This is a genomic window from Arthrobacter zhaoguopingii, from assembly GCF_009828605.1.
GTDB lineage: Bacteria > Actinomycetota > Actinomycetes > Actinomycetales > Micrococcaceae > Arthrobacter_D > Arthrobacter_D zhaoguopingii.
In genome coordinates, this window is sequence record NZ_WIAE01000004.1 from 42,645 (window position 1) to 63,397 (window position 20,753).

Consider the following 20,753-nt stretch of genomic DNA (forward strand, 5'->3'; position numbering starts at 1 on the left):
GGCGCCTGCATGCCGGGGCCCGGGCCCGCCGCATTCCGGCGGTGCTCCAAGCCTATAGTGGGAGCGGGCCCGGGCGCCGCCCGGATCGATCCCCCAGGCGGTCCTTCCAACGGAAGCGGTGTATGAGCGAGTTATCCAGCCTGTCGGCCCTCACCCTGCGCGATGCCCTGGCCAGCGGCGAGGTGGGGGCGAGGGAGCTGACCGAGCACTACCTGCAGAGGATCGAGGAGCGGAACCCCGCCCTCGGTGCCTTCCTCACCGTCACCGCCGAACAAGCCCTTCAGGAGGCCGACGCCGCCGACGCGCGCCGGGCCGCCGGCGGCCCGCTGCCGCTGCTCCATGGGCTCCCGCTGGCGCACAAGGACCTCACCGAGGTGGCCGGTGTCCCCACCACCTACGGAACGGCGGCCCTCCCGGCGGCCGTGACGGAGGAGGACTCCCCGCTGGTGGCGGTCCTGCGGGCCGCCGGGGCGATCAGCCTCGGGAAGACGCAGGTCCCGGAGTTCGGCCTGAGCGCCTACAGCGAGAACCTCATCGGGCCGCCCGCCCGCAACCCCCTTCACCCGGAGCTGAGCCCGGGCGGGTCCTCCGGCGGCAGCGCCGCCGCCGTGGCCGCCGGGCTGATCCCCTTCGCCCCCGGGACCGACGGCGGGGGGTCGGTACGGATTCCCGCCGCCGCCACCGGACTGGTCGGACTCAAACCGAACCGGGGCCGGGTGCCCTCCGGGTCCGGGCAGGCCGACCTCGGACAGTTCGTGGTGGCCGGGCCGCTGGCACGCAATGCCGCCGACGCCGCGCTCCTCCTCGACGCCCTGGTGGCCGAGCCCGGCTACCGCTCCACCGCGGCCGCCGCCCCTGCAGGCTCGTTCCTCTCGGCGGCCCGGCGCGCCGAAGGCCGCTTCCGGATCGGCGTCAGCACGCTCTCGCCGTTCGAAAGTGCGTTTTCCATCACCCTCGACGCCCCGGCCCGAGACGCCCTCGAGGCCGGTATCCGCGCCCTGGGCGCGGCCGGGCACGACGTCGTCGAGGCGCCCCTGACCTACGACCCCCGCTACCACGCGGCCTTCCAGACCGTCTGGACGGCGGCCCTGGCCATCGCCCCGATCGCCGGGGAGGATGAGGCGAAGCTGACCCCGCTGGCGGGGACGCTGCGCCAACGCGCTCGAACCCGTCCGGCGACGGAACTGACCGAGGCAATCGCGGTCCTGCGGCAGTTCGAGTACGACACCATCCGGCAATACGCGGACTACGACATGATCCTCACCCCGGCGCTGGGCATGACCCCGCGCCCGATCGGCTGGTACACCGACGCCGACGCCGACACCGACTACGAGCGGCAGTGCCGGTATTCGCCCTTCACCTCGATGGTGAACGTATGCGGGCTTCCCGCCCTGGTGGTTCCCACGCTGAGGACCGCGGAAGGACTGTCGATGGCCATCCAGCTCATCGGCAGGCCCAGCGCGGAGGCCGACCTCCTGGCGGTCTGCGCACAGCTCGAGGCCCTCTAGCGCCGGCAGTTCCGGCGGTGCTACACCTTCCCGCCGGAACTACTCCTGTCCGTCGGAGCCCTTGCCGCCGTCGAATCCGGGAGCGATTTCGACCTCGGGGTCGGGGCCGCCGTAGCCTCCGGCGTCGAGATTCTCGGTGCCCCCGGCCTTCTCGGCGCCCTCCTCGTCGGGGTCGCCTTCAGGGATGGAGTTCGTATTGTCAGTCATCGTTTAGCCTTTCGGAGGCGGAAGGCCCGGTCCGGGTCCTGTTTCTCAGCTTACTTATGATCGGCCCGACCTCAAGGCCCCGTCGTCACCGAGGCGGCCGTCCCCAGGGCCACGAGCAGGATGAAGCCGACGACGAGCAGCAGCCCCACAAGCAGCATGATGTACCCCATAATGAGCCCGGTCAGGGCAAGCGGCCTGCCGGCCGGCTCACGGCGCAGGGCGAGATGGCCGAACACCACCGCGAGGATCTGCGGCAGGATCAGCAGGCCGCCGGTGAACACGGCCGCCGTGCCGAGGATCAGTGCGGCGATGCTCAGTCCCCGGGGTTCCGCGCCGTAGGGAGCCGGGTAGGAGCCATACGGAAGCGTCCCCTGCTGGCGGTAGGACGTCGACCCGAACTCCTGCCCGTGCGCGAAGCCGCGGCCGGGATCCGCCCCGCCGAACGGGTACGGGGGCGTTCCCTGCGGGTCCGTCCCCGCGGCATGCGCTCTCGACGGCCCCTCCCCTGCCGGTCCGGCCGCGCCGGCGGCACCGGAGCCGCGCATACCGGGATCGGAATACCAGCGCGGGTCGTGGGGATCGCTGAAAGGGGGGCGCTGCTGGGGGCCGTCATCGGCCATGGTTCCACCTTGGGTCGTGCGGGAGGGCTCGGGTGTCCGGACCCCCGGATCTCCTAATGGTCCCCGTCCTGGTGCGCCGATGCAATCGAATCCGTGCCGGAGGGGCAATACGGCGCAGTCTCGACCCCGCCGCCGCGCCGGCCGGAGCGCTTCAGAAACCGGCGGCTGTATTTGGCGCAGTTCTTTGACATGCTGTTGCCATGGCTAACCGAGCGGGCACTGTTGCCCTACCCAGCGACCTTGTTGATGTCACGGCCCTGCTTGACGCGTATTTCGACGTCGTTCCGGACCCGTCCGATCCGGTGCAGCGCGTCGCCTTCGGCACCTCGGGCCACCGCGGCTCGTCCCTGAAGGCCTCGTTCAACGAGGCGCATATTGCAGCGATTACGCAGGCGATCGTGGAATACCGGGACCGCGAAGGGGTGACCGGCCCCCTCTTCATGGGCAAGGACACGCACGCGCTGTCCGAGCCGGCGCAGAACACTGCCCTCGAGGTGCTCGCCGCCAATGGCGTCACGGTGAGGATCGACGCCCGCGGCGCCTTCACGCCCACCCCGGCCGTGTCCCATGCGATCCTGACCTACAACGCCACCCGCACCGACAAGGCCGACGGCATCGTCATCACCCCCTCCCACAATCCGCCCGCCGACGGCGGCTTCAAGTACAACCCTCCGCACGGCGGGCCGGCGGATTCGGATGCCACCAACTGGATCGCGGCCCGCGCGAACGAGCTGATGGAAGGCGGGCTGCGCGAGGTCCGCCGGGTTCCCGCCGCGCAGGCCCAGAAGGCCGAGGGCATCGGCACCTACGACTTCCTCCAGCACTACGTCGAGGACCTGCCAGCGGTGCTGAACCTCGACGCGATCCGGGCCTCGGGCCTGTCGATCGGCGCCGACCCCATGGGTGGGGCCTCGGTCGACTACTGGGGAGCCATCGCCGAGAACCACAACCTTAACCTCACGGTGGTCAACCCGGCGGTCGACCCGCAGTTCGGGTTCATGACTCTCGACTGGGACGAGAAAATCCGGATGGACTGCTCCTCCCCCTACGCGATGGCCTCCCTCATCGCCCGGGCCTCCGAGTTCGACATCGCCACCGGCAACGACGCCGACGCCGACCGCCACGGCATCGTGACCCCCGACGGTGGTCTGATGAACCCCAACCACTACCTCGCGGTGGCCATCGACTACCTGTACCGCAACCGGCCCTCATGGCGCGGTGACGCCGTCATCGGCAAGACCCTCGTGTCCTCCTCGATCATCGACCGGGTGGCGGCGGACCTCGGCCGGGTGCTCGTCGAGGTGCCGGTCGGCTTCAAGTGGTTCGTTCCGGGGCTGCTGACGGGCGAGGTTGCCTTCGGCGGTGAGGAATCGGCCGGCGCCTCCTTCCTGCGGCAGGACGGCGGGCCCTGGAGCACCGATAAGGACGGCATCCTGCTGGCCCTGCTTGCCTCCGAGATCACCGCCGTGTCCGGCAAGAGCCCTTCCCAGCACTACGCCCGGCTCACCGAACGGTTTGGGGCGCCGGTGTACGCGCGCATCGACGCCGCCGCGAGCCGCGAGCAGAAGGCGGCGCTGGGCAAGCTCTCGCCGTCGGACGTCACGGCCACGACCCTCGCCGGTGAGGACATCACCGCGCGGCTCACCGAGGCCCCCGGCAACGGCGCGCCGGTGGGAGGGCTGAAGGTCACGACCGAGAACGCCTGGTTTGCGGCCCGCCCGTCGGGAACCGAGGACGTCTACAAGATCTACGCCGAATCCTTCAAGGGCGAGGACCACCTCAAGCAGGTGCAGGCGGAGGCCAAGGCGCTCGTGGACGGCGTCATCGGCGCCTGACCGGCCGGGGCGTCCGGGCGGCGCGCCCGCCTCTCGCGAAACTGCAGCTCACCACGCTTTCGGAACCTCAAAGGGTGATGAGCTGCACGCTCGCTTGTCATCCCCCGCACGCTCCTGCCGCGTTAGATCAGCCGGCGCAGCAGCAGTCGCTTCAGCGGGCCGAACGGCGGATAGGCGACCCGGAGCGTATCGGGGCGGGTGTCCTTGGTGAACACCGGCCGGTGCTGGCTGAAGGTGTCGAAGCCCTGCTGACCGTGGTAGCTGCCGGAGCCGCTGGCGCCTACGCCGCCGAAGGGCAGCCCCGGCACGGCGAGCTGCACCAGGCACGCGTTGTGGGTGATCCCGCCGGCCCGGACCGCGTTCTCGAACGCGGTGCGCCGCTCGGGACTGTTGCTGAACAGGTACGCCGCCAGCGGGGTCGGGCGGTCCGTGATGAACCGGACGGCGGAGGTGAGATCCGGCACCGTCAAAACGGGCAGGAGGGGGCCGAAGATTTCCTCCTGCATGAGCGCCGAATCCGGTGACACCCCGGTCAGCAGGGTCGGCTCAAGGTACCGGGTGGCGCGGTCGTGCCGGCCGCCAACTTCCACCGTACCGTCATGCAGGAGGGCGGTGAGCCGGTCGAAGTGCCCGGCGTTGACGATGCGGCCGTAGTCCGCAGAGCTGGAAGGATCCTCGCCGTAGAACTCCTTGAGCGCCCGGCGCAGGGCCTGGACCAGCGCCGGCTGGAGCGCGGGCGTGGTCAGGACATAGTCGGGGGCCACGCAGGTCTGGCCCGCATTGAGGAACTTCCCCTGGACCAGTCGTCGGGCCGCGGCGTCGAGGTCGCCGTCAATCACCACGGCCGGCGACTTTCCGCCAAGTTCAAGGGTTACCGGGGTGAGGTTCCGGGCGGCGGCTTCGGCCACGATCCGCCCCACCCGCTCTCCCCCGGTAAAGAAGATGGTGTCGAACCGCTGCTCCAGCAGCTCCGTCGTGACCTCTGGACCCCCTTCGACCACGGCGACGGCGTCCGGGTCAAGGTACTGGCGCACCAGGCGCGCCAGCACCTTCGAGGTGGCCGGCGCCAGCTCGCTCGGCTTGAGCACCGCGCAGTTCCCGGCGGCGAGCGCGCCGACGAGCGGGGCGAGGACGAGCTGCGCCGGGTAGTTCCACGGGGCAATGATCAGGGCCACGCCCAGCGGCTGGGCGGTCACACTAGCGGAGGCCGGACGCAGACCGACGGGCACCGGAACCCGCACCGGGGCGGCCCAGGCCGGGAGGTGCCTCACGGCGTGCTTCGCTTCGGCGCGGACCACGGCCAGCTCGGAGATGAAGCTTTCGGTCGGGCTCTTGCCCAGGTCGGCGGCGAGCGCAGTGGTGAAGTCCTCGGCCCGTTCGGCGAGCATCCGCATCAGGGCGCGCAGCTGCTGCCGGCGCCACACCAGGGGGCGCGTCGTGCCTGCCTCGAAGGTGCCGCGCAGCCGCCCGACGACGGTCCCAGCGGTTGCCCGGACAGTCCCGGCGGTCACCGGAATGCCTCTGCCGCGGCGGAGGTTCCGGCGGAGGTTTCGGCGGGTGGCGGGGTTGACGGCGGGCGCCCGGTGAAGGTGTCCATTGAGCGGTACACGCCGAAGATCCGCCCGGCCACGAGGTCCCACACGGGCTGGGGCAGCACCCCGCGCAGCGCGCTGCCCAGCGCCACGGTCCAGGGCAGCTGGAGGCGGGGGCGGCCCTCGAGCATCGCCTGCCATGCGCGGTCCACCACCGCGCCGGGCTCGAGCAGCGGAGTGAGCAGCGGGGCGCTCACTCCGGCGAACATGGGGGTGCGGATGTAGCTGGGGATCAGGGTGGTGACCCGGATTCCGGCGTGCCCGGCCGCGAGGAGTTCGAGGCGCAGTGAGTCGCTCCAGCCGATCACCGCCCACTTCGAGGCGGTGTAGACGCTCATCCGCGGCACCGAGAGCGTTCCCGAGGCCGAGGCCACATTGAGGATCCGCGCCGGGGTGCCGCGCCCGATCATGGCCGGCAGGAATTCGCGGGTGATGTGCATCGGCGCGAGGGCGTTGACCTGGAGGGTGCGGGCGATGTCCTCCTCCTGACGGTGCTCCCAGAAGTAGCTGCCCGTCACGATGCCTGCATTGTTGATCAGGACCTCGGGTGCGCCGGCGTCGGCGAGGACCGCCGCCGCGGCGGCCTGCACCTGCTCCAGGGAGGAGATGTCCACCGGGTAGGCGGAGACCGCGGTGCCGGATCTGGCCAGTGCAGCGGCAGTGGCCTCAAGGGCCGCCGCGTCCACATCCCACAGCACGACGGCGGCGGCGCCCTCGCGCACGGCCCGTTCGGCATACAGCCGGCCCATCCCCATGGCGGCCCCGGTCACCAGCACCGTGCGGCCGCGGGCCGTGAAGGCCGCGCTGTCCGTTGCCGTCGGGCGGGGCGCCCCCGGCGCCCGGGTGCCTCGGTGCCCTACCCCGTGTCGCAGGGCACGGGCCCGGCTGCTCAACCCCATTGGTTTATGTCCTCCTGCAATCGTCAGGACTGCAACGTAACACGGTGCCAACCGCCGGGAGATAGGATTTCCCCAGACTCCCCCTCCCTGGAAGGCATCGCCATGAGCGCGCTTGGAACCGGCTGGACCCTGCACGGGGACGGCAAGAACGTCACCCCGGGCGCCTATGTGGCCCCCGATGAGCGCCTGAGCTGGCCGCGCACCATCGGCATCGGGGCACAGCACGTCGTCGCCATGTTCGGTGCCACCTTCCTGGTGCCCCTCATCACCGGCTTCCCGCCGTCGACGACGCTGCTGTTCTCGGGCATCGGCACGATCCTGTTCCTGGTCATCACCGCGGGGCGGGTGCCCAGCTACCTCGGCTCGAGCTTCGCCTTTATCGCGCCCATCGCCGCGGCCCAGGCGCAGCACGGGCCTGCCGGGGCGCTCGGCGGCATCGTGATGGCCGGCGCACTGCTGGCGGTGATCGGCTTCATCGTGCACCGTGCAGGCTCGCGCTGGATCCAGGCCGCGATGCCCCCGGTCGTCACCGGTTCGATTGTCGCCCTGATCGGGCTCAACCTCGCCCCGACGGCGAAGAACAGCGTTGAGCAGGGGCCGGTGACCGCGGTCGTGACGATCCTCGCCATCCTGCTGGTCACCGTGATGTTCCGGGGCATCCTGGGGCGCCTCTCAATCCTGATCGGCGTGCTCGCCGGGTATTTGGTGGCCATGCTGCGCGGCGAGGTCGACTTTGCTGCGATCGGCGACGCCGCCTGGATCGGGTTGCCCGAGTTCTCGGCGCCCACCTTCCACTTGTCCGTCGTCGGCCTGTTCCTTCCGGTGGTGCTGGTCCTGGTTGCCGAGAACATCGGCCACGTGAAGTCGGTGGCCGCCATGACCGGGCGTGACCTCGACCCGGTGACCGGCCGGGCCCTGATGGCTGACGGCGTCGCGACCATGATCGCCGGTGCCGGCGGCGGCTCCGGCACCACCACCTACGCGGAGAACATCGGGGTGATGGCCGCCTCGCGCGTTTACTCGACCGCCGCGTACTGGGTGGCCGGCATCGTGGCCGTGCTGCTGAGCCTCTTCCCCAAGTTCGGGGCGCTCATCGCCACCGTCCCCCCGGGCGTCCTCGGCGGGGCCGGGGTGGTGCTGTACGGCATGATCGGGATCCTCGGCGTGCGGATCTGGGTCTCCAACCAGGTCAACTTCTCCAACCCCATCAACCTCTCCACCGCCGGCGTGGCGCTGGTGATCGGCATCGCCGACTTCACCTGGACGGTCGGGGACCTGACCTTCGCGGGCATCGCGCTCGGCACCGCCGCCGCACTGCTGATCTTCCACGGCATGATCGCCATCGCCCGGGTGCGCGGCAGCGAGCACGTCGCGGGGCCCGGTGAGCCAGAGGCCGCCGACACCGGAACCAAACCCTCGAAACTGGGCTGAGCAGCACGCCCAGCCCTCCGGCACCCGCACCTGGGCACTGCGTACAGTAAGGGAATGACGCCGGCCCCGGAGACTCCCGATCCCACCGACCTTCTCGGCATCGACTCCCTCCTCTCCGCCGGGGAGGTGGCGCTGCGGGGCAGGGTCCGCGCCTTCGTCGACGCGGAGATCCGGCCAAACATCGCCCGGTGGTACGACACCGGGGAGTTTCCGCTCGACATCGTTGCGCCGATGGCCGACCTTGGGCTGCTCGGCATGCACATCGAGGGCTACGGCTGTGCGGGACGCAGCGCCGTCGAGTACGGGCTGGCGGCCCTCGAGGTCGAGGCCGGCGACTCGGGCCTGCGCACCTTCCTCAGCGTCCAGGGTTCCCTGGCCATGGGCGCCATCGTCCGGCACGGCTCCGAGGAGCAGAAGAACCAGTGGCTTCCCCGCATGGCCGCAGGCAGCGTGATCGGCTGCTTCGCGCTCACCGAACCCGGCGGCGGATCCGACCCGGCGAGCATGCTGACCAACGCCCGCCGGGACGGCGGCGACTGGGTGCTCAACGGAACCAAGCGCTGGATCGGGCTGGCGAGCATCGCTCAGGTGGCCGTGGTGTGGGCGCAGACCGACGACGGCATCCGCGGCTTCCTCGTGCCCACCGACACCCCGGGATTCCGGGCCACCGAGATTCCCCAGAAGCTCTCAATGCGCGCCTCCATCCAGTGCGACGTCGAACTGACGGACGTCCGGCTGCCAGCCGAGGCACTGCTGCCCGCCGCCCGGGGCCTCCGGGGCCCGTTCGAATGCCTCAACGACGCGCGGTACGGCATCGCGTGGGGTGCAATGGGGGCGGCGCGCGACAGCTACCTGGCGGCGCTTAACTACTCCCGGGAGCGGCTGCAGTTCGGCAAGCCGCTGGCCGCCTACCAGCTCACCCAGGAGAAGCTCGTGAACATGGCCCTTGAGATCACCAAGGGAACCCTGCTGGCGCTGCAGCTCGGGCGGCTTCGCGACGCCGGAGCCCTGAAGCCGCACCAGATCTCGGTGGGAAAACTCAACAATGTCCGGGAGGCCCTTGCCGTCGCCCGGGAGGCCCGCGCCATCCTCGGCGGCAACGGCATCACGCTCGACCATTCACCGCTGCGCCACGCCAACAACCTCGAGAGCGTGCGCACCTACGAGGGCACCGACGAAGTCCACACGCTGATCCTGGGCCAGCACCTCACCGGCATCCCGGCCTTCCGGTAGGCAGGCCCGTCTTCCGCCGGACAGGCCTCCCAGTCTGGCGGACGGCAGATCAGCCTCCGGCCGCCGCCGTCGTGCCCTTTCCCGCCCACTCCAGCAGCCGGTCGAGAGGCCAGGTGGTGATGATCCGCTCTGCGGGCACGCCGTTCCGTTCGGCCCGCTCCGCCCCGTACTGAAGGTAGTCCAGCTGGCCGGGTGCGTGGGCGTCGCTGTCGATGCTGAAGAGGCATCCCGCGTCGAGCGCGAGCCGGATGAGCCGGTCCGGTGGGTCCTGGCGCTCAAGCCGGGAATTGATCTCCACGGCCACGTCGTTCTCGGCGCAGGCGGCGAAGACCCGCGCCGCGTCGAACTCCGATTCGGGACGGGTGCCCCTCGAGCCCTGCACGAGGCGCCCGGTGCAGTGACCGAGCACGTTCGTCTGCGGGTTGGCGATTGCCCCGAGCATCCGCCGGGTCATGGTGCCGCGGTCGGAGCGGAGCTTGGAGTGCACGCTCGCCACCACGATGTCGAGCCCCTCGAGCACCTCCGGCGCCTGGTCGAGGCCGCCGTCCTCGAGGATGTCAACCTCGATGCCGGTGAGCAGGCGGAACCCGTCGCTGCCGTCATTGACGGCCGCCACGACGTCGAGCTGGTTCCTAAGCCGCTCGGTGCTCAGCCCGTTCGCGATGGTGAGGCCCGGCGAGTGGTCCGTCAGGGCGAGGTACTCCCGGCCGAGCAGGCGGGCCGCCGCAACCATCACCTCGATGGGCGATCCGCCGTCGGACCATTCACTGTGGCTGTGCAGGTCGCCGCGCAGGGCGGCGCTGATTTCCGCGCCGCCTTCGGCGAGCGGCCTGGTGCCGCGCTCGCGCAGGCCCGCCAGATAGTTGGGAACGCCGCCCTCGACGGCCTCCCGGATCACCTCGAAGGTCCGCTCCCCGATCCCCTTGGTCCGCTTCAGCCGCCCATTGCCGATGCGTTCGGCCAGCTCGTCGCGGCTGAGCCCGGCGATGACCGCGGCCGCTTTGCGGAAGGCCTGAACCTTGAAGGAGGGAGCGGATTCCCGCTCAAGCCAGAAAGCAATCTCGTTGAGCGCATCGGTGGCATCCATGGCAACATCCTGCACCACGCCCCCGGGCGCGGTCTGCCACCGGGCGGACGCAATCCCTGCCGCCGGGGCAGGGCGCGGGCCGGATCGTTGCACTGGGGTCCTTCCCACTCAGGATAGAAAAAACCCGTTGACACTGTAACGGGGATCACGCATTATCAAGTAAACAATTGTTTACTGCGGAGCAACCAGGCTGGGGGCTGGGGTGCGCTGCCTTCCCAGGGATGGCTATGGAAAAGGTAACCCTCGACGAGACTGAACGCGCAGCGGAGCGGCTCGTCGACGCTTTCGCCGCAACCGATACTGCCCGTTATTTCGCCGCGTTCGCCGAGGATGCGACCTTCGTCTTCCATACCGAGGCCCGCCGCCTTGAGAACCGCGCCGCCTACGAGTCGCTGTGGAACAGCTGGCTGGAGGACGGCTGGCGGGTGGTCTCCTGCACCAGCAGCAATCCGCGCATCCAGCTTCTCGGTCCCACCGCCGTCTTCACCCACGACGTCGAAACGGTCACCCGGACAGGGGACGGACCCGGAGAGACCACCCGCGAGCGCGAGACCATCGTCTTCCACCGCTCGGGCGGATCCGTCACGGCCGTCCATGAGCACCTTTCCTCCCTGCCCGCCGACTCACCCCTTCCGGAAGCGAGCTAGCCCCATGGCGACCGAGCAGCCCACCCAGTCCAGGACCTCCGCGTACACCCGGCTGTCGAATCACCTCGAGAAGAACTCCGAGGGTTACGGCCCGCTCCGGGGCACCCTCGGCACAGGCCGCATCGGGATGATCTGGCTTGCCGCCAACCTGGTGGTGACGACCCTGCTGACCGGAACGCTGTTCGTCCCCGGCGTCAGCTGGCCCCTGGCCGTCGGCATGATTCTGCTCGGAACGCTCATCGGCGGAGCGGTCCTGGTGCTGATCGGCAACATGGGAACCCGGACCGGGCTGCCCACCATGTCCCTGACCAAGGGCTCGTTCGGGCTGCGCGGTTCCTTCCTGCCGGTGGCGGCGAACGTCATCATCCTGATGGGCTGGAGCTGGGTCCAGGCGATGCTGGCCGGAGTGACGGTGAACTTCCTCGTGGAGCAGGCCACCGGCTTCTCCAACCCCGTCCTGTTTTCCGTGCTCTGCCAGCTCCTCGTAGTGTGCCTGGCGATCTTCGGCCACGCGGGCATCGCCCGGGTTGAACCGTGGCTGGCGCTGGTGATCCTCGCCTTCATGGGCTTCATCTTCGTCTCGGCCTTCACCACCTTCACGCCGTCCGACTTTCTGACCACCCCGGTTGACCCGGAGGCCGGCTGGTCGGGGGTCGCGGTGCTCGACGTGGTGATCGCGACGGCGATCTCCTGGACGGTGCTCTCGGCGGAGTTCAACCGCCTGGCGAAGTCCTCGACGGCGGGAATCGTTGGCTCAGCGATCGGTTACACCCTCTCCACCGTCCTCGCCATGACGCTGGGAGCCACGGCGATCGCCTACGTCGTCCTCAACGGCGGCGAAGCGGTGCCGTTTGACCCCACAGTCATCGTCGCGGCCTTCGGGGCCCCGCTGGCCATCGTCATCTTCCTCTCGGTCATGGCCACCAACACCATGGTTGTCTACGGCATGGTGTCGTCGGTCGTGAACATGGCGCCCTCGCGCCGGGTCACCTTCCTGCCCACCGCCCTGGTCCTTGGCGTGATCTCGATCCTCGGCTCCACCTGGCTGGCGCTGCTGAACCAGTTCACTTCCTTCCTGGTGCTGATCAGCTCCTTGTTCATCCCGGTGTTCGCGGTGATGATCGTTGATTACTACCTCGTGCGCCGGCGCCACTACGGCACGGACATCCTCCGCGCCAACGGGGGCGACTACTGGTTTTCCAAGGGAGTCAATATCGCCGCCGTCGTCGTGTGGGCGGTCGGTGCGGCGTTGTCCCTGATCCTCACCTACTCCCTGTCGAGCCCGATCGGCGCCACCATCCCGACCTTCGTTCTCTCGGCCCTGCTGTACCTGGGCCTCGCGGCGGTCACTGGCCGGATGGAACGGGGAACTCCCATCGATAAGCACCTCCTCGACCTGGTCCCGTCCCAGGAGCAGGAGCCCCGTGCGGGTCGTTGATCTCTCGCAGCCTGTGGTCACCGGCATGCAGGTGTACCCGGGCGACCCGGAGGTCACCCTGACTCCAGTGGCCACACTGGCCGAGGACGGCTTCCAGGTCGCGAGCGTGCACGCCGGCACCCACACCGGCACCCACATCGACGCGCCGCTCCACTCCATCGCCGGCGGCGCCCCGGTGGACCGGATCGCCGTGGAACGGCTGGTGGCCACGGCGAGGATCGTGAGATGCCCAGGCCTGAAACCCCATCAGCACCTGCGGTGGGCCGACGTCGAGGCCGGGCTCCGGGGGCTCCAGTCCGGCTCCATCGTGCTCTTCGAGACCGGGTGGTCGCAACACTTCGGCACCGCGGACTACCTCGCGCACCCGGTCCTCTCCCCCGAGATCGCCGAAGCGCTCCTGGCCGCCGGGGTCTCGGTGGTCGGCGTCGACACGCTCAACCCCGACCCGACCCTCGCCAACGGGGGCCGGCTGCCGTTCCACACGGCCTTCCTGGGCGCCGGCGGCGTGATCATCGAAAACCTCACGAACCTCGCGGCCGTCACCTGGGAGGATCCGCTGGTCTCGGCCCTGCCCCTGCCGCTGGCAGGCATGGACGGGTCGCCGGTGCGCGCGGTGGCTTTGGACCTGTCCGGACACTGAGGCCCCGGCCCGGTGGAATCAGGCCGGGAGGAAGCGGAAGGTCCCGGCGATGGCGTCGAAGAGGTCGAGCACCTCTTCCTCAAGCGCGAGGTTTGGGGACAGTCCGGTGATCAGGATGAACTCGTCGCCCGTTCCCGGAACCGGAACGAAGGTGTGGGAGACCAGGACGCGCACGCGCTGGGCATCGGTCGCCTGCACCTCCTCCTGCCCGCAGACGCGGGTCGCCACCGTCCCGTCCGCCAGCCGGACGGCGGTGACCGTGCGCGGCGGGAGGTCGGCCGCGTTCCCCGCGCCGCGTCCGCCGCCGAGCGCCGCCGACATCGCCGGTGTGGTGAAGGTGGCCGGATCCGGCGCCGTGACCGCGAACAGCATCACCTGCCCGACGAAGAAGCCGTCGTCGTACACGGTCGCCGTGCCGGCGCCCCACAGCGCCCCGGCCTTCCGTGCGGCCGACGTCACCCGCTTGGCGTGGGCGAAAAACTCGTCGATCTGGAGTCGCTCCTGCGCTGAATCCGCACCGGCCATCGCCGACCGCCATGCGGTCACCAACTGCTCGCGGGCGACGTCGAAGGTGGCCCAGTGCTCCGGCACGGCGACCGCGAAGCGGCCGGGGCGGGTGGGCAGATCAAAGCTTGGCATTAGGTCAACTTCCGCGTCGTGGTGCTGGGATTCGTCATTTCCGGTCCTGGTCGAGTGCCTCGGCGAGGTGGTTGTCGGTGTCCACGAAGGCTTTGGTGGCCTCCCGGATCTTGTCCCGGATCTTTTGGCCTTCGCCGATCAGCTGTTTCCGGCCGTCCGACCACCGGCGGTCGAACGTCCGTGCCGCGCCCATCACGTCGGGGGCGTTGCCCAGCATCTGTTCGAGGTCGAGCTGACGGGTGCCGTTCTCCAGCAGGGATAGAACATTGTCGAGGTCCCTGGCAGCCTCCTCGAGCTCTTCCAGGGGCACCGTGATGTGTGTCATTGGGATTTCCCTTTCGTGGGTCGGGCGTCGGGGCCCGCGGGGTGGAGTCGGGTCATCGGCCGACCCGTCCGATGCCGCCCGGGCCCTTGGTGATGGGTTCGGTCCGGTTGGTCGGGCTTCCTGCGGCGAGGCCAGCCTGGCCTCCTGTGGCTTCCTGGCCCACGAGTTGCCCTCCGTGCTTCTCAGAGTTCTGGCGCTCGGTGACCAGGACCTTGGTTCCGCCGTCGGCGCCGACCGAGACGCCGATGACGGTGCTGTTGGCCGCCTTGTCCACGGTGGAAGGGCCGGGGGCCGGGTTCGCGGGCGCCGCAGGTGCGGGCGCCGGGGCCGGAGCGGGAGCGGGGGCCGGAGCCGGAGCGGGGGCCGGAGCCGGAGCGGGGGCCGGAGCCGGAGCGGGGGCCGGAGGCGGAGCGGGGGCCGGAGCCGGAGCCGGAACGGGGGCCGGAACCGGAGCAGGGGCCGGAGTGCCGGTTACAGGGCTCGACGGCGCCGTCTGAAACTCCGACTCATTGGAAGGCGCAGGAGACGCAGGGCGCGACGGACCCGGCGTGCCGGTTACAGGGCTCGACGGCGCCGTCTGGAAATCCGACTCCGTGGAGGACGCCGGCGAGCCAGGACGCGACGGGGCGGGCGATCCCGGTGCCGGCTGGACCTCGGGCGTGGCGGGCCGGGACGGCGCCGGGGTGGTGACAGGCGTGGCGGCCGCCGGTGCGGGGGCTGGGGCAGTGGCAGATGCAGGGGCAGGGGCAGGGGTAGGGGCAGGGGTAGGGGCAGGGCCAGGGGTAGGGGCAGGGCCAGGGGTAGGGGCAGGGCCAGGGGCTGGGGCTGGGGCTGGGGCTGGGGCTGGGGCTGGGGCTGGAGCAGAGGTAGGCGCAGGCGCCGCCTCTCCGGGCGGCGCGCTCCTCGTCGCCGGCGGAGTGGAAGAGCCCGTCTTGCCGAAGACCGAGTTGAGCCCCGGGCCGAAGCGGGTGGCCAGCGCCCCGCCGGCGCCACCGGCAAAGCCACCGGCGAGCGCACCGCTGAAGATCACCGCGGCGTTGAACGGTGTGCCGTCCTTGGCGTTGATCGCACCACCGATCGAGTTGATTACAGCTCCCGGCACGAAACCTTCGGTTGACCCCAGCAGGGCCTTCTTGAGCACCGGCGAGTTGCGGAGGAAGTCTCCGGTCGAGCGGAGGCCGGGCCCGATGGGGCCAGGCAGCGACGTCAGGAACCGGCCTGCACTGGAGGTCGCGCTGCCCACCTTCGCCCCTATCGAAGGGATCAGGCGGATGGCGGCCATGCCTCCGCCGAATCCGAGGGTCAGGAATCCGACCACGAGCGCGCCGACGTCGAGCTTGCCCGTGGCCAGGGTATTGAACGCTGTGAGAAGCCCGAAGGTGAGCGCCCCCAGGGCGAATCCGACGATGGGGAAGAAGATGCTGACGATGCCGACCACGATGCCCAGGATGATCTGGAGTACGGGGTTGTTCTTGAACCATTCGAGGAACTTCTGGAACAGGCTGCGGGCGGGCACCACGGTGACGTGCTCGAGCTCGTCGCGCAGTTTCCCAGCGGCCTGCTCGCGCAGTGCCTTGGCGTCGGCGGCCAGCCTCCGGGCTCCGGTGAGCACGCCGCGTGCGTCGTCGATCTGTGCTCCGCGCTGCTGGGCTGCACGGCGGTCATCGGCGCTGGCGTCCGGGGCGGGCTGGGGCGGAGCTTCCGCCGCCAGGGTCGCGACGGGCAGCGCCTGGTCCATGGCGCGGTCGATCTCGCCCTGGGTCTCGGAAAGCGTCCGGGCGTAGGCCGAGTAGGCCTCCGCCGCCTCCCGGAAGGACGTCGCCGCCTTGCGCAGCTTCTCCGGATACTTCGTGCCGACCACCTCCCTCAGCTTCTCCATCGCCTCTCCGCGCCCCTCGGTCACTTCCTGGCTGGTGAGGACGTCGGCTGCGGCGGCGGCGTCGTCGCCCAGGCTGGTGTACGTGGGAACGAGCTTCCCCAGCAGGGCCTCGGGGTCCCCGGGGGCGGGGTCGGCGTCGAGGCCCAATACCTCGAAGCCATTGACATGACGGCGTGGCATCTATGTGTCCTCTCTTGTAGTACCGGCCGGGCCGGCAGGCGGAAAAGCGGGAATCGGTTCGGGGGTGGTTGGCGCGTTGGTTTCGGGAACCTGCACGGCGATGAGCTGCCCGTCGCCAAGATGAAGGAGGCCCCGCCCGGAGGTCGTCGGGGTGCCCACGACGCCGCGGCCGAGCCGAACGCCGATCAGTTCGCCGTCGGCGATCGACTGCGGGGCCAAAAGCAGCCCCTGCCGGTTCCGCCTCGCGAGGGCGACCCATCCCCCGATCGCGTTGCCGAGGGCCTCTGCGTTGCCTCCTGCGAGGACCGCCCAGCCCTCCCCGGCGGCGCCGCGCGCCAGAGCCTGGACATCCGCGGAGAAGTCGTTGGAAAGCACCATCTCCGCGTCGTCGATGATCAGCATCCCGCGCTCCTGGGGAACCTGGGAGAGGGCCTGGCGGAGGTCTGCTGACGAGGTTTCCGGATCGACAAGCACCGCCGCCACGCCTGGGTGTCCCTCCAGGGCGCGCAGCGGGCTGCGCCGGGGCGCGATGACCACGATGCCGTCGCCGCGCCGCAGCGCCTCCAGGGCCATGGTGAGCAGCGCCGTGCTGCGGCCGCTCTTGGGCGGCCCGGCGACAAGGAAGGTGGGCGTATCACCGAGGTCGGGACCGAGCGGGACCAGGTCGTCGCCGCCCAGGCCGACCAGGATCCGGTCGGGCGTAAGAGCCGTGGCGGCCCGCGCACCGGCCTCCGCGTAGCTGATGCGGTCGGGCAGGGCTCGAAGCGGACGCGGGCGCATCCCGTCCGGGACATTCCGGTCGCGTTCCCGCAGGCGGGACCCCAGCTGCTCGAGGGCCAGTGCCTGGGCGGCACCGCTGACCTCTTCGGTACCCTGGAGCGCCGGGAGGACGCCGATCTGAACCTCTCCACCGTCCCTCGGGCGCAGGGCACGGCCCGGCGGCATGTTCTCGGGCACGGCCTTTGGGCGGATCCCCACCATCGACCAGTCGGCGGAGTCGTTGAGCCGGAGGACGAGTTTCTCCTCGGTGGTGCCGGCATAGCGGCTCGAGGCAAGCGAACGGTCTCCGGCGAGGACGAGGTGCAGCCCGACGGCGGTTCCGTCACGCAGGATGGTGGTGAGGCGCTCGAGGAGAGACCCGTTGTCGTAGTTGGCGTATTCGCGGTCGAACACTTCGAATCGGTCGACCAGGACGACGAGGTGGGGCGGCCGCTCCTCCTCGGGCAGCTGGCTGCGGAGTTCGTGGAGGTCGGAGACGCCGCGGGCGCCGAGCATCCGCTGGCGGGAGTGGAGTTCGTCGGTCAGCCGCGTGATCAGGCGTCCGAGCCGTTCCGGGGAGCGGTGGTCGATCACCGCCCCGACGTGCGGCAGGTCGGTCAGCGCGTTGAGCGCGCCGGTCCCGCAGTCGATCCCGTAGAGGTGGGCGTCCTTCGTGCTCACGGCCGTAGCGATGGCCGCGGCGAGCGTCCGAAGGGCCTGGGAGCGTCCGCTTTGCGGCGCACCGATCAGGTGGAGGTGCCCCATGGTGTCGAGGTCGAACTGCAGCGGCAGCTGCTGCTGGAGCTGCGGATCGTCGATGAGGCCCCAGACCGCCGGGGCGAGGGAGGCATCGGTGCGTCCGGCTCCCCGGGAAGGGGCCGCGGTGTCCCCTGCCAGTTCGATCCGCTGGGGAAGGGGCGGCAGCCACGGCCGGGACGGCGGGGCGATCCCCAGCTGGCCGGCGGCCCGCGTCAGCGCGTCGGCGAGGAACGCCATGTCGGTGGTCAGTTCACCGGCCGACGACGGGTCGGCGCCGCCGGAGGCCCCACCAGCCCCCGCGGTGCCCGCGGAGGCCCCACCCGTCCTCGCGGTGCCCGCGGAGGCCCCGGGGTGGCCGACCCCCGGGGCGGGGGGAGCCAGCGGAGGAATGCCGTCACCCAGTTCCGCCCAGGGAACCCTTCCGACCGCGGCTGCCGCCACCGCGGCGGCACCGGCCGGGCGGGCCGAGGCCCGGCGACCGCCCACGCGGGCGGCCTGGAACGGCAGGAGGACCGCGGCGCTCATCCGCGCGAAGGCCCGTCCCGGAGTGGACGGCGAGAGGGTTGCACTGTCCGGGGCATCGATGATGTCGCGGCTTTCCGAGGCGTCGGTGGTGCGCAGGGCGATGCGCAGGGTCGTGTTGGCGCGGATGTCGGCCGAGACCGCCCCGGAGGGGCGCTGGGTCGCCAGGATGAGGTGAAGTCCGAGCGACCGGCCCCGCTGGGCGAGGTTGACCATGCCGCTGACGAAGTCGGGAAGCTCGCGGACCATTGACGCGAATTCGTCGATCACGATGACCAGGCGCGGCAGGGCGGGAAGGGAAGGGTCGACGCTGCGCCGGTCAAGGTAGTCCGGGAGGTCCTTGGCCCCGGCGTCGGCCAGCAGGTGTTCGCGCCGGCGCAGCTCCGAGTTGAGGGACGTAAGGGCCCGCTCGACGAGGTGGGTGTCGAGGTCGGTGACCATGCCGACGGTGTGCGGCAGGTCGGCGCATTCGGCGAAGGCGCTGCCGCCCTTGTAGTCGACGAGGACAAAGTTCATCTCGTCGGGCCGGTTCGCCACGGCGAGCGATGCAACGAGGCTCTGGAGCAGTTCCGATTTTCCGGAGCCCGTCGTCCCGGCCACGAGGCCGTGGGGGCCGTCCCGTTCGAGGTCGACGACGAAGGCACCGTCGAGCCCTACCCCGAGCCGGGCCTGGGTGCTCCGGGCCGAGAGCAGCCACCGTCCGGCGACCTCGTCGGCGACTGAGTCTGACAGGCCAAGCAGGTCGACGAGCCGGACGGCCTTGGGCAGCACAGTGCCGTCGCTGTCGCCGACGGCGCGCAGGGGCGCCAGGCTGCGTGCCACCGTCTCATACCAGGCGGGGCGGGGCGCGTCGGCGCGGATCGTCTGGGCGGTTCCGTCCGCGCCGAGCACCTCGCCGCGGCCGTCCTCGCCCACCGATAGAACGACCGAGCACTCCTCGGGCAGCCGCTCCGCCTCGCGGTCGATGCAGAGGAAGAAGACGCCGACGCCCGGTCCCTCGCGGAGCAGGGTGACGATACCGGGCAGGAAGCGCAGGCGCCGGGCCCCGTCGAGCACGACAAGGATCCGGTTTTCGTCGGTGGCAGGGTCCTGCGCACCGGTCCGGGCCGCCTGGCGTGCCTCAACGAGCTGAACGAGTTCGGCCACCCGACGGGCGGTGGAGTCGGCGGTGGTTCCGAGGTGGAATGCTCCGGGCTGTCCCTCGCGCCGCACGTGCGGCAGCCAGCGGGTCCAGTCCCATGTGGGTGCGGAATCGGGTTTGCCGCCCGTCAGGATGTAGAGGTCGAGGTCGTTGGGGCTGTGAAGGACCGCGGCCTCGGCCACGAGCCAGCATGCCGGGTCGGATCCGCCGGCGATCCCGGTGACACCGGCCGCCTGCAGGTCCACCGTCACCGGCACCTCGGCCAGGCGGGGCGAGGTCGCCCGCCGGTGCTCGTCCTCGTTGGCGTCCTCGACAAGGATGCTTGAGGGCACGCTTCCGGTTCCGGCGCGCAGGACGAGGAAGTCGATGTCGGAGAGTCGCCGCTCCCAGAGCCGGTCGGTGGGCGTTGCCGCCATTGCGAGCAGCGCCGCGGGGTCGGGGTGCACCGAGCGGAGGATGCGCTGTTCGAGGAGCACCGCCGCGGATATGTCCTCTCCGATCCGTTCGGTGGTCTCCCGGTAGTCGGTGACCCGCCGCTCATGGTCCTGCAGCTGGCTCTTGCGGTTGCCGCTGCGGCTCAGCAGGGCGGCGACCGGGGACAGCAGGCCGAACAGGATGAACCGCCAGTTGCCGGTGATGACCACCGTCAGCAGCGAGGCCACAATGGGAATCAGCACCAGGGGCAGCAGCGGGATGGCGTTGCGGGGAGGCTCCCCGGGCTTGCGGGGAAGCCGGAACCGGGTGGCCGGCGGAGTGTGGCGCAGCCGCGGCGGCCGGTTGAACTCGCGTCCCAGGCCGTCGTCGGCCACGCTGACCGAGGCGACGCGCAGCGTGCGGGAAGCGACGTCGAGCAGCAGCCCGTCGATGGAGAGCAGGGTGCCCTGGTCCCATGCCGCCTCGGCACCGGGTGCCAGCGGATCCCCCGAAAGTTCGACGCCGGTGGTGCGTGCGGATACCCGGGCAGCGCCGGAGGCCTGAACGATGATGGAGGCAGCGATGTCGCTGCCTCCCGGAGTCCGGATGAGGGAGTGCTGCCCGGAGCCCACGTCGTAGTGGCCGGCCGCGAGCCGGTAGGTGACCCCGGCGTCCTGCCCGCCGACGATCCGGACCTCGACGAGGCCGGGAGAGGTGGCCTCGTCGGGCGCGGGGCCTCCAAGGCCGAGGGCGATGCCGTCGTAAAGACCGGCACCGGCCAGGGTCTGGACGGGATCGAGCATCGACCCGCCCGCGAAGAGTGGGCCCTGGGAAGGGCATCCAAGCTCCTCGGCCATCGCCGCTGTGAGGCTTCCCACCGGCGTCGTCGGATCGGCGTCCACCTCAAGCGGGATGGGGACAACCGAGGACGGCTGGAAGGCGGTGACGGCGAAGCGCATGGAGTCTCTCTGTCGGGGCGGGTCGGTGCGGATCGGGAG

16 protein-coding genes are annotated in these 20,753 nt (G+C 70.7%); 7 read left to right on the plus strand and 9 right to left on the minus strand.

The features are described from left to right. The first annotated feature begins 122 nt into the window (after positions 1-122). Positions 123-1,508 carry an amidase gene (locus tag GVV77_RS06420; protein ID WP_159617326.1) on the plus strand — a complete coding sequence of 462 codons (1,386 nt, stop codon included), beginning with the start codon at positions 123-125 and terminating at the stop codon, positions 1,506-1,508. A gap of 39 nt (positions 1,509-1,547) precedes the next feature. On the opposite strand, the gene GVV77_RS06425 is transcribed toward GVV77_RS06420, so the two are convergent. Next, positions 1,548-1,715, minus strand: coding sequence for a hypothetical protein (locus GVV77_RS06425; protein WP_159617327.1), 168 nt, complete (start codon positions 1,713-1,715; stop codon positions 1,548-1,550). Between the two features lie 71 nt (positions 1,716-1,786). Then, on the minus strand, positions 1,787-2,335 hold the full coding sequence (locus tag GVV77_RS06430) for a DUF4190 domain-containing protein (protein ID WP_246199675.1): 549 nt from the start codon (positions 2,333-2,335) through the stop codon (positions 1,787-1,789). 200 nt (positions 2,336-2,535) lie between these two features. Between GVV77_RS06430 and pgm the strand changes: the two genes are divergently transcribed. Then, on the plus strand, positions 2,536-4,170 hold the full coding sequence (pgm, locus tag GVV77_RS06435; protein WP_159617328.1) for a phosphoglucomutase (alpha-D-glucose-1,6-bisphosphate-dependent): 1,635 nt from the start codon (positions 2,536-2,538) through the stop codon (positions 4,168-4,170). Between the two features lie 122 nt (positions 4,171-4,292). On the opposite strand, the gene GVV77_RS06440 is transcribed toward pgm, so the two are convergent. Together GVV77_RS06440 and GVV77_RS06445 are read right to left on the minus strand one after the other, a co-directional pair. Beyond that, a complete protein-coding gene (locus GVV77_RS06440) occupies positions 4,293-5,681 on the minus strand; it encodes an aldehyde dehydrogenase family protein (RefSeq protein WP_201293183.1) in 1,389 nt (462 codons plus the stop codon). Then, entirely contained in the window at positions 5,678-6,661 is a 984-nt protein-coding gene (locus GVV77_RS06445) for an SDR family NAD(P)-dependent oxidoreductase (protein ID WP_159617329.1), read from the minus strand. The genes GVV77_RS06440 and GVV77_RS06445 overlap by 4 nt, the downstream gene beginning before the upstream one ends. Positions 6,662-6,763: 102 nt before the next feature. Here GVV77_RS06445 and GVV77_RS06450 point away from each other — a divergent pair, with 102 nt between their 5' ends. Both GVV77_RS06450 and GVV77_RS06455 read left to right on the plus strand, forming a co-directional pair. Further along, positions 6,764-8,092, plus strand: a complete 1,329-nt coding sequence (locus tag GVV77_RS06450; protein ID WP_159617330.1) for a uracil-xanthine permease family protein — start codon at positions 6,764-6,766, stop codon at positions 8,090-8,092. A 54-nt stretch (positions 8,093-8,146) separates the two neighbouring features. Continuing rightward, entirely contained in the window at positions 8,147-9,325 is a 1,179-nt protein-coding gene (locus GVV77_RS06455; protein WP_159617331.1) for an acyl-CoA dehydrogenase family protein, read from the plus strand. Positions 9,326-9,374: 49 nt separating this feature from the next. Here GVV77_RS06455 and GVV77_RS06460 read toward each other — a convergent pair whose 3' ends face one another. Next, positions 9,375-10,412 carry a PHP domain-containing protein gene (locus GVV77_RS06460; RefSeq protein WP_159617332.1) on the minus strand — a complete coding sequence of 346 codons (1,038 nt, stop codon included), beginning with the start codon at positions 10,410-10,412 and terminating at the stop codon, positions 9,375-9,377. A 227-nt stretch (positions 10,413-10,639) separates the two neighbouring features. Here GVV77_RS06460 and GVV77_RS06465 point away from each other — a divergent pair, with 227 nt between their 5' ends. The 3 genes from GVV77_RS06465 to GVV77_RS06475 are packed head-to-tail and all read left to right on the plus strand — an operon-like array spanning position 10,640 to position 13,137. Beyond that, positions 10,640-11,059 carry a YybH family protein gene (locus GVV77_RS06465; RefSeq protein WP_159617333.1) on the plus strand — a complete coding sequence of 140 codons (420 nt, stop codon included), beginning with the start codon at positions 10,640-10,642 and terminating at the stop codon, positions 11,057-11,059. 4 nt (positions 11,060-11,063) lie between these two features. Then, positions 11,064-12,497 (plus strand): purine-cytosine permease family protein, encoded by a 1,434-nt coding sequence (locus GVV77_RS06470; protein ID WP_159617334.1) that lies wholly within the window; start codon positions 11,064-11,066, stop codon positions 12,495-12,497. Next, complete coding sequence (locus GVV77_RS06475) at positions 12,484-13,137, plus strand: cyclase family protein (protein WP_159617335.1); 654 nt, start codon at positions 12,484-12,486, stop codon at positions 13,135-13,137. The genes GVV77_RS06470 and GVV77_RS06475 overlap by 14 nt, the downstream gene beginning before the upstream one ends. An 18-nt stretch (positions 13,138-13,155) precedes the next feature. Here GVV77_RS06475 and GVV77_RS06480 read toward each other — a convergent pair whose 3' ends face one another. From GVV77_RS06480 to GVV77_RS18485, 4 genes are read right to left on the minus strand one after another with little or no spacing between them, the layout of a single operon-like run. Further along, a complete protein-coding gene (locus GVV77_RS06480) occupies positions 13,156-13,776 on the minus strand; it encodes a hypothetical protein (RefSeq protein WP_159617336.1) in 621 nt (206 codons plus the stop codon). Between the two features lie 34 nt (positions 13,777-13,810). Next, a complete protein-coding gene (locus GVV77_RS06485; RefSeq protein WP_159617337.1) occupies positions 13,811-14,101 on the minus strand; it encodes a hypothetical protein in 291 nt (96 codons plus the stop codon). Positions 14,102-14,153: 52 nt separating this feature from the next. Then, on the minus strand, positions 14,154-16,160 hold the full coding sequence (locus GVV77_RS18105; RefSeq protein ID WP_201293193.1) for a hypothetical protein: 2,007 nt from the start codon (positions 16,158-16,160) through the stop codon (positions 14,154-14,156). After that, on the minus strand, positions 16,161-20,714 hold the full coding sequence (locus GVV77_RS18485; protein WP_159617338.1) for an FtsK/SpoIIIE domain-containing protein: 4,554 nt from the start codon (positions 20,712-20,714) through the stop codon (positions 16,161-16,163). Between the last annotated feature and the right edge of the window lie 39 nt (positions 20,715-20,753).

Excerpts from the sequence above, each read along its gene's own strand:
- GVV77_RS06420 (WP_159617326.1), top strand. The coding sequence starts at position 123 with ATGAGCGAGTTATCCAGCCTGTCGGCCCTCACCCTGCGCGATGCCCTG.
- GVV77_RS06425 (WP_159617327.1), bottom strand. The coding sequence starts at position 1,715 with ATGACTGACAATACGAACTCCATCCCTGAAGGCGACCCCGACGAGGAG.
- GVV77_RS06430 (WP_246199675.1), bottom strand. The coding sequence starts at position 2,335 with ATGGCCGATGACGGCCCCCAGCAGCGCCCCCCTTTCAGCGATCCCCAC.
- pgm (WP_159617328.1), top strand. The coding sequence starts at position 2,536 with ATGGCTAACCGAGCGGGCACTGTTGCCCTACCCAGCGACCTTGTTGAT.
- GVV77_RS06445 (WP_159617329.1), bottom strand. The coding sequence starts at position 6,661 with ATGGGGTTGAGCAGCCGGGCCCGTGCCCTGCGACACGGGGTAGGGCAC.
- GVV77_RS06450 (WP_159617330.1), top strand. The coding sequence starts at position 6,764 with ATGAGCGCGCTTGGAACCGGCTGGACCCTGCACGGGGACGGCAAGAAC.
- GVV77_RS06455 (WP_159617331.1), top strand. The coding sequence starts at position 8,147 with ATGACGCCGGCCCCGGAGACTCCCGATCCCACCGACCTTCTCGGCATC.
- GVV77_RS06460 (WP_159617332.1), bottom strand. The coding sequence starts at position 10,412 with ATGGATGCCACCGATGCGCTCAACGAGATTGCTTTCTGGCTTGAGCGG.
- GVV77_RS06465 (WP_159617333.1), top strand. The coding sequence starts at position 10,640 with ATGGAAAAGGTAACCCTCGACGAGACTGAACGCGCAGCGGAGCGGCTC.
- GVV77_RS06470 (WP_159617334.1), top strand. The coding sequence starts at position 11,064 with ATGGCGACCGAGCAGCCCACCCAGTCCAGGACCTCCGCGTACACCCGG.
- GVV77_RS06480 (WP_159617336.1), bottom strand. The coding sequence starts at position 13,776 with ATGCCAAGCTTTGATCTGCCCACCCGCCCCGGCCGCTTCGCGGTCGCC.
- GVV77_RS06485 (WP_159617337.1), bottom strand. The coding sequence starts at position 14,101 with ATGACACACATCACGGTGCCCCTGGAAGAGCTCGAGGAGGCTGCCAGG.
- GVV77_RS18105 (WP_201293193.1), bottom strand. The coding sequence starts at position 16,160 with ATGCCACGCCGTCATGTCAATGGCTTCGAGGTATTGGGCCTCGACGCC.
- GVV77_RS18485 (WP_159617338.1), bottom strand. The coding sequence starts at position 20,714 with ATGCGCTTCGCCGTCACCGCCTTCCAGCCGTCCTCGGTTGTCCCCATC.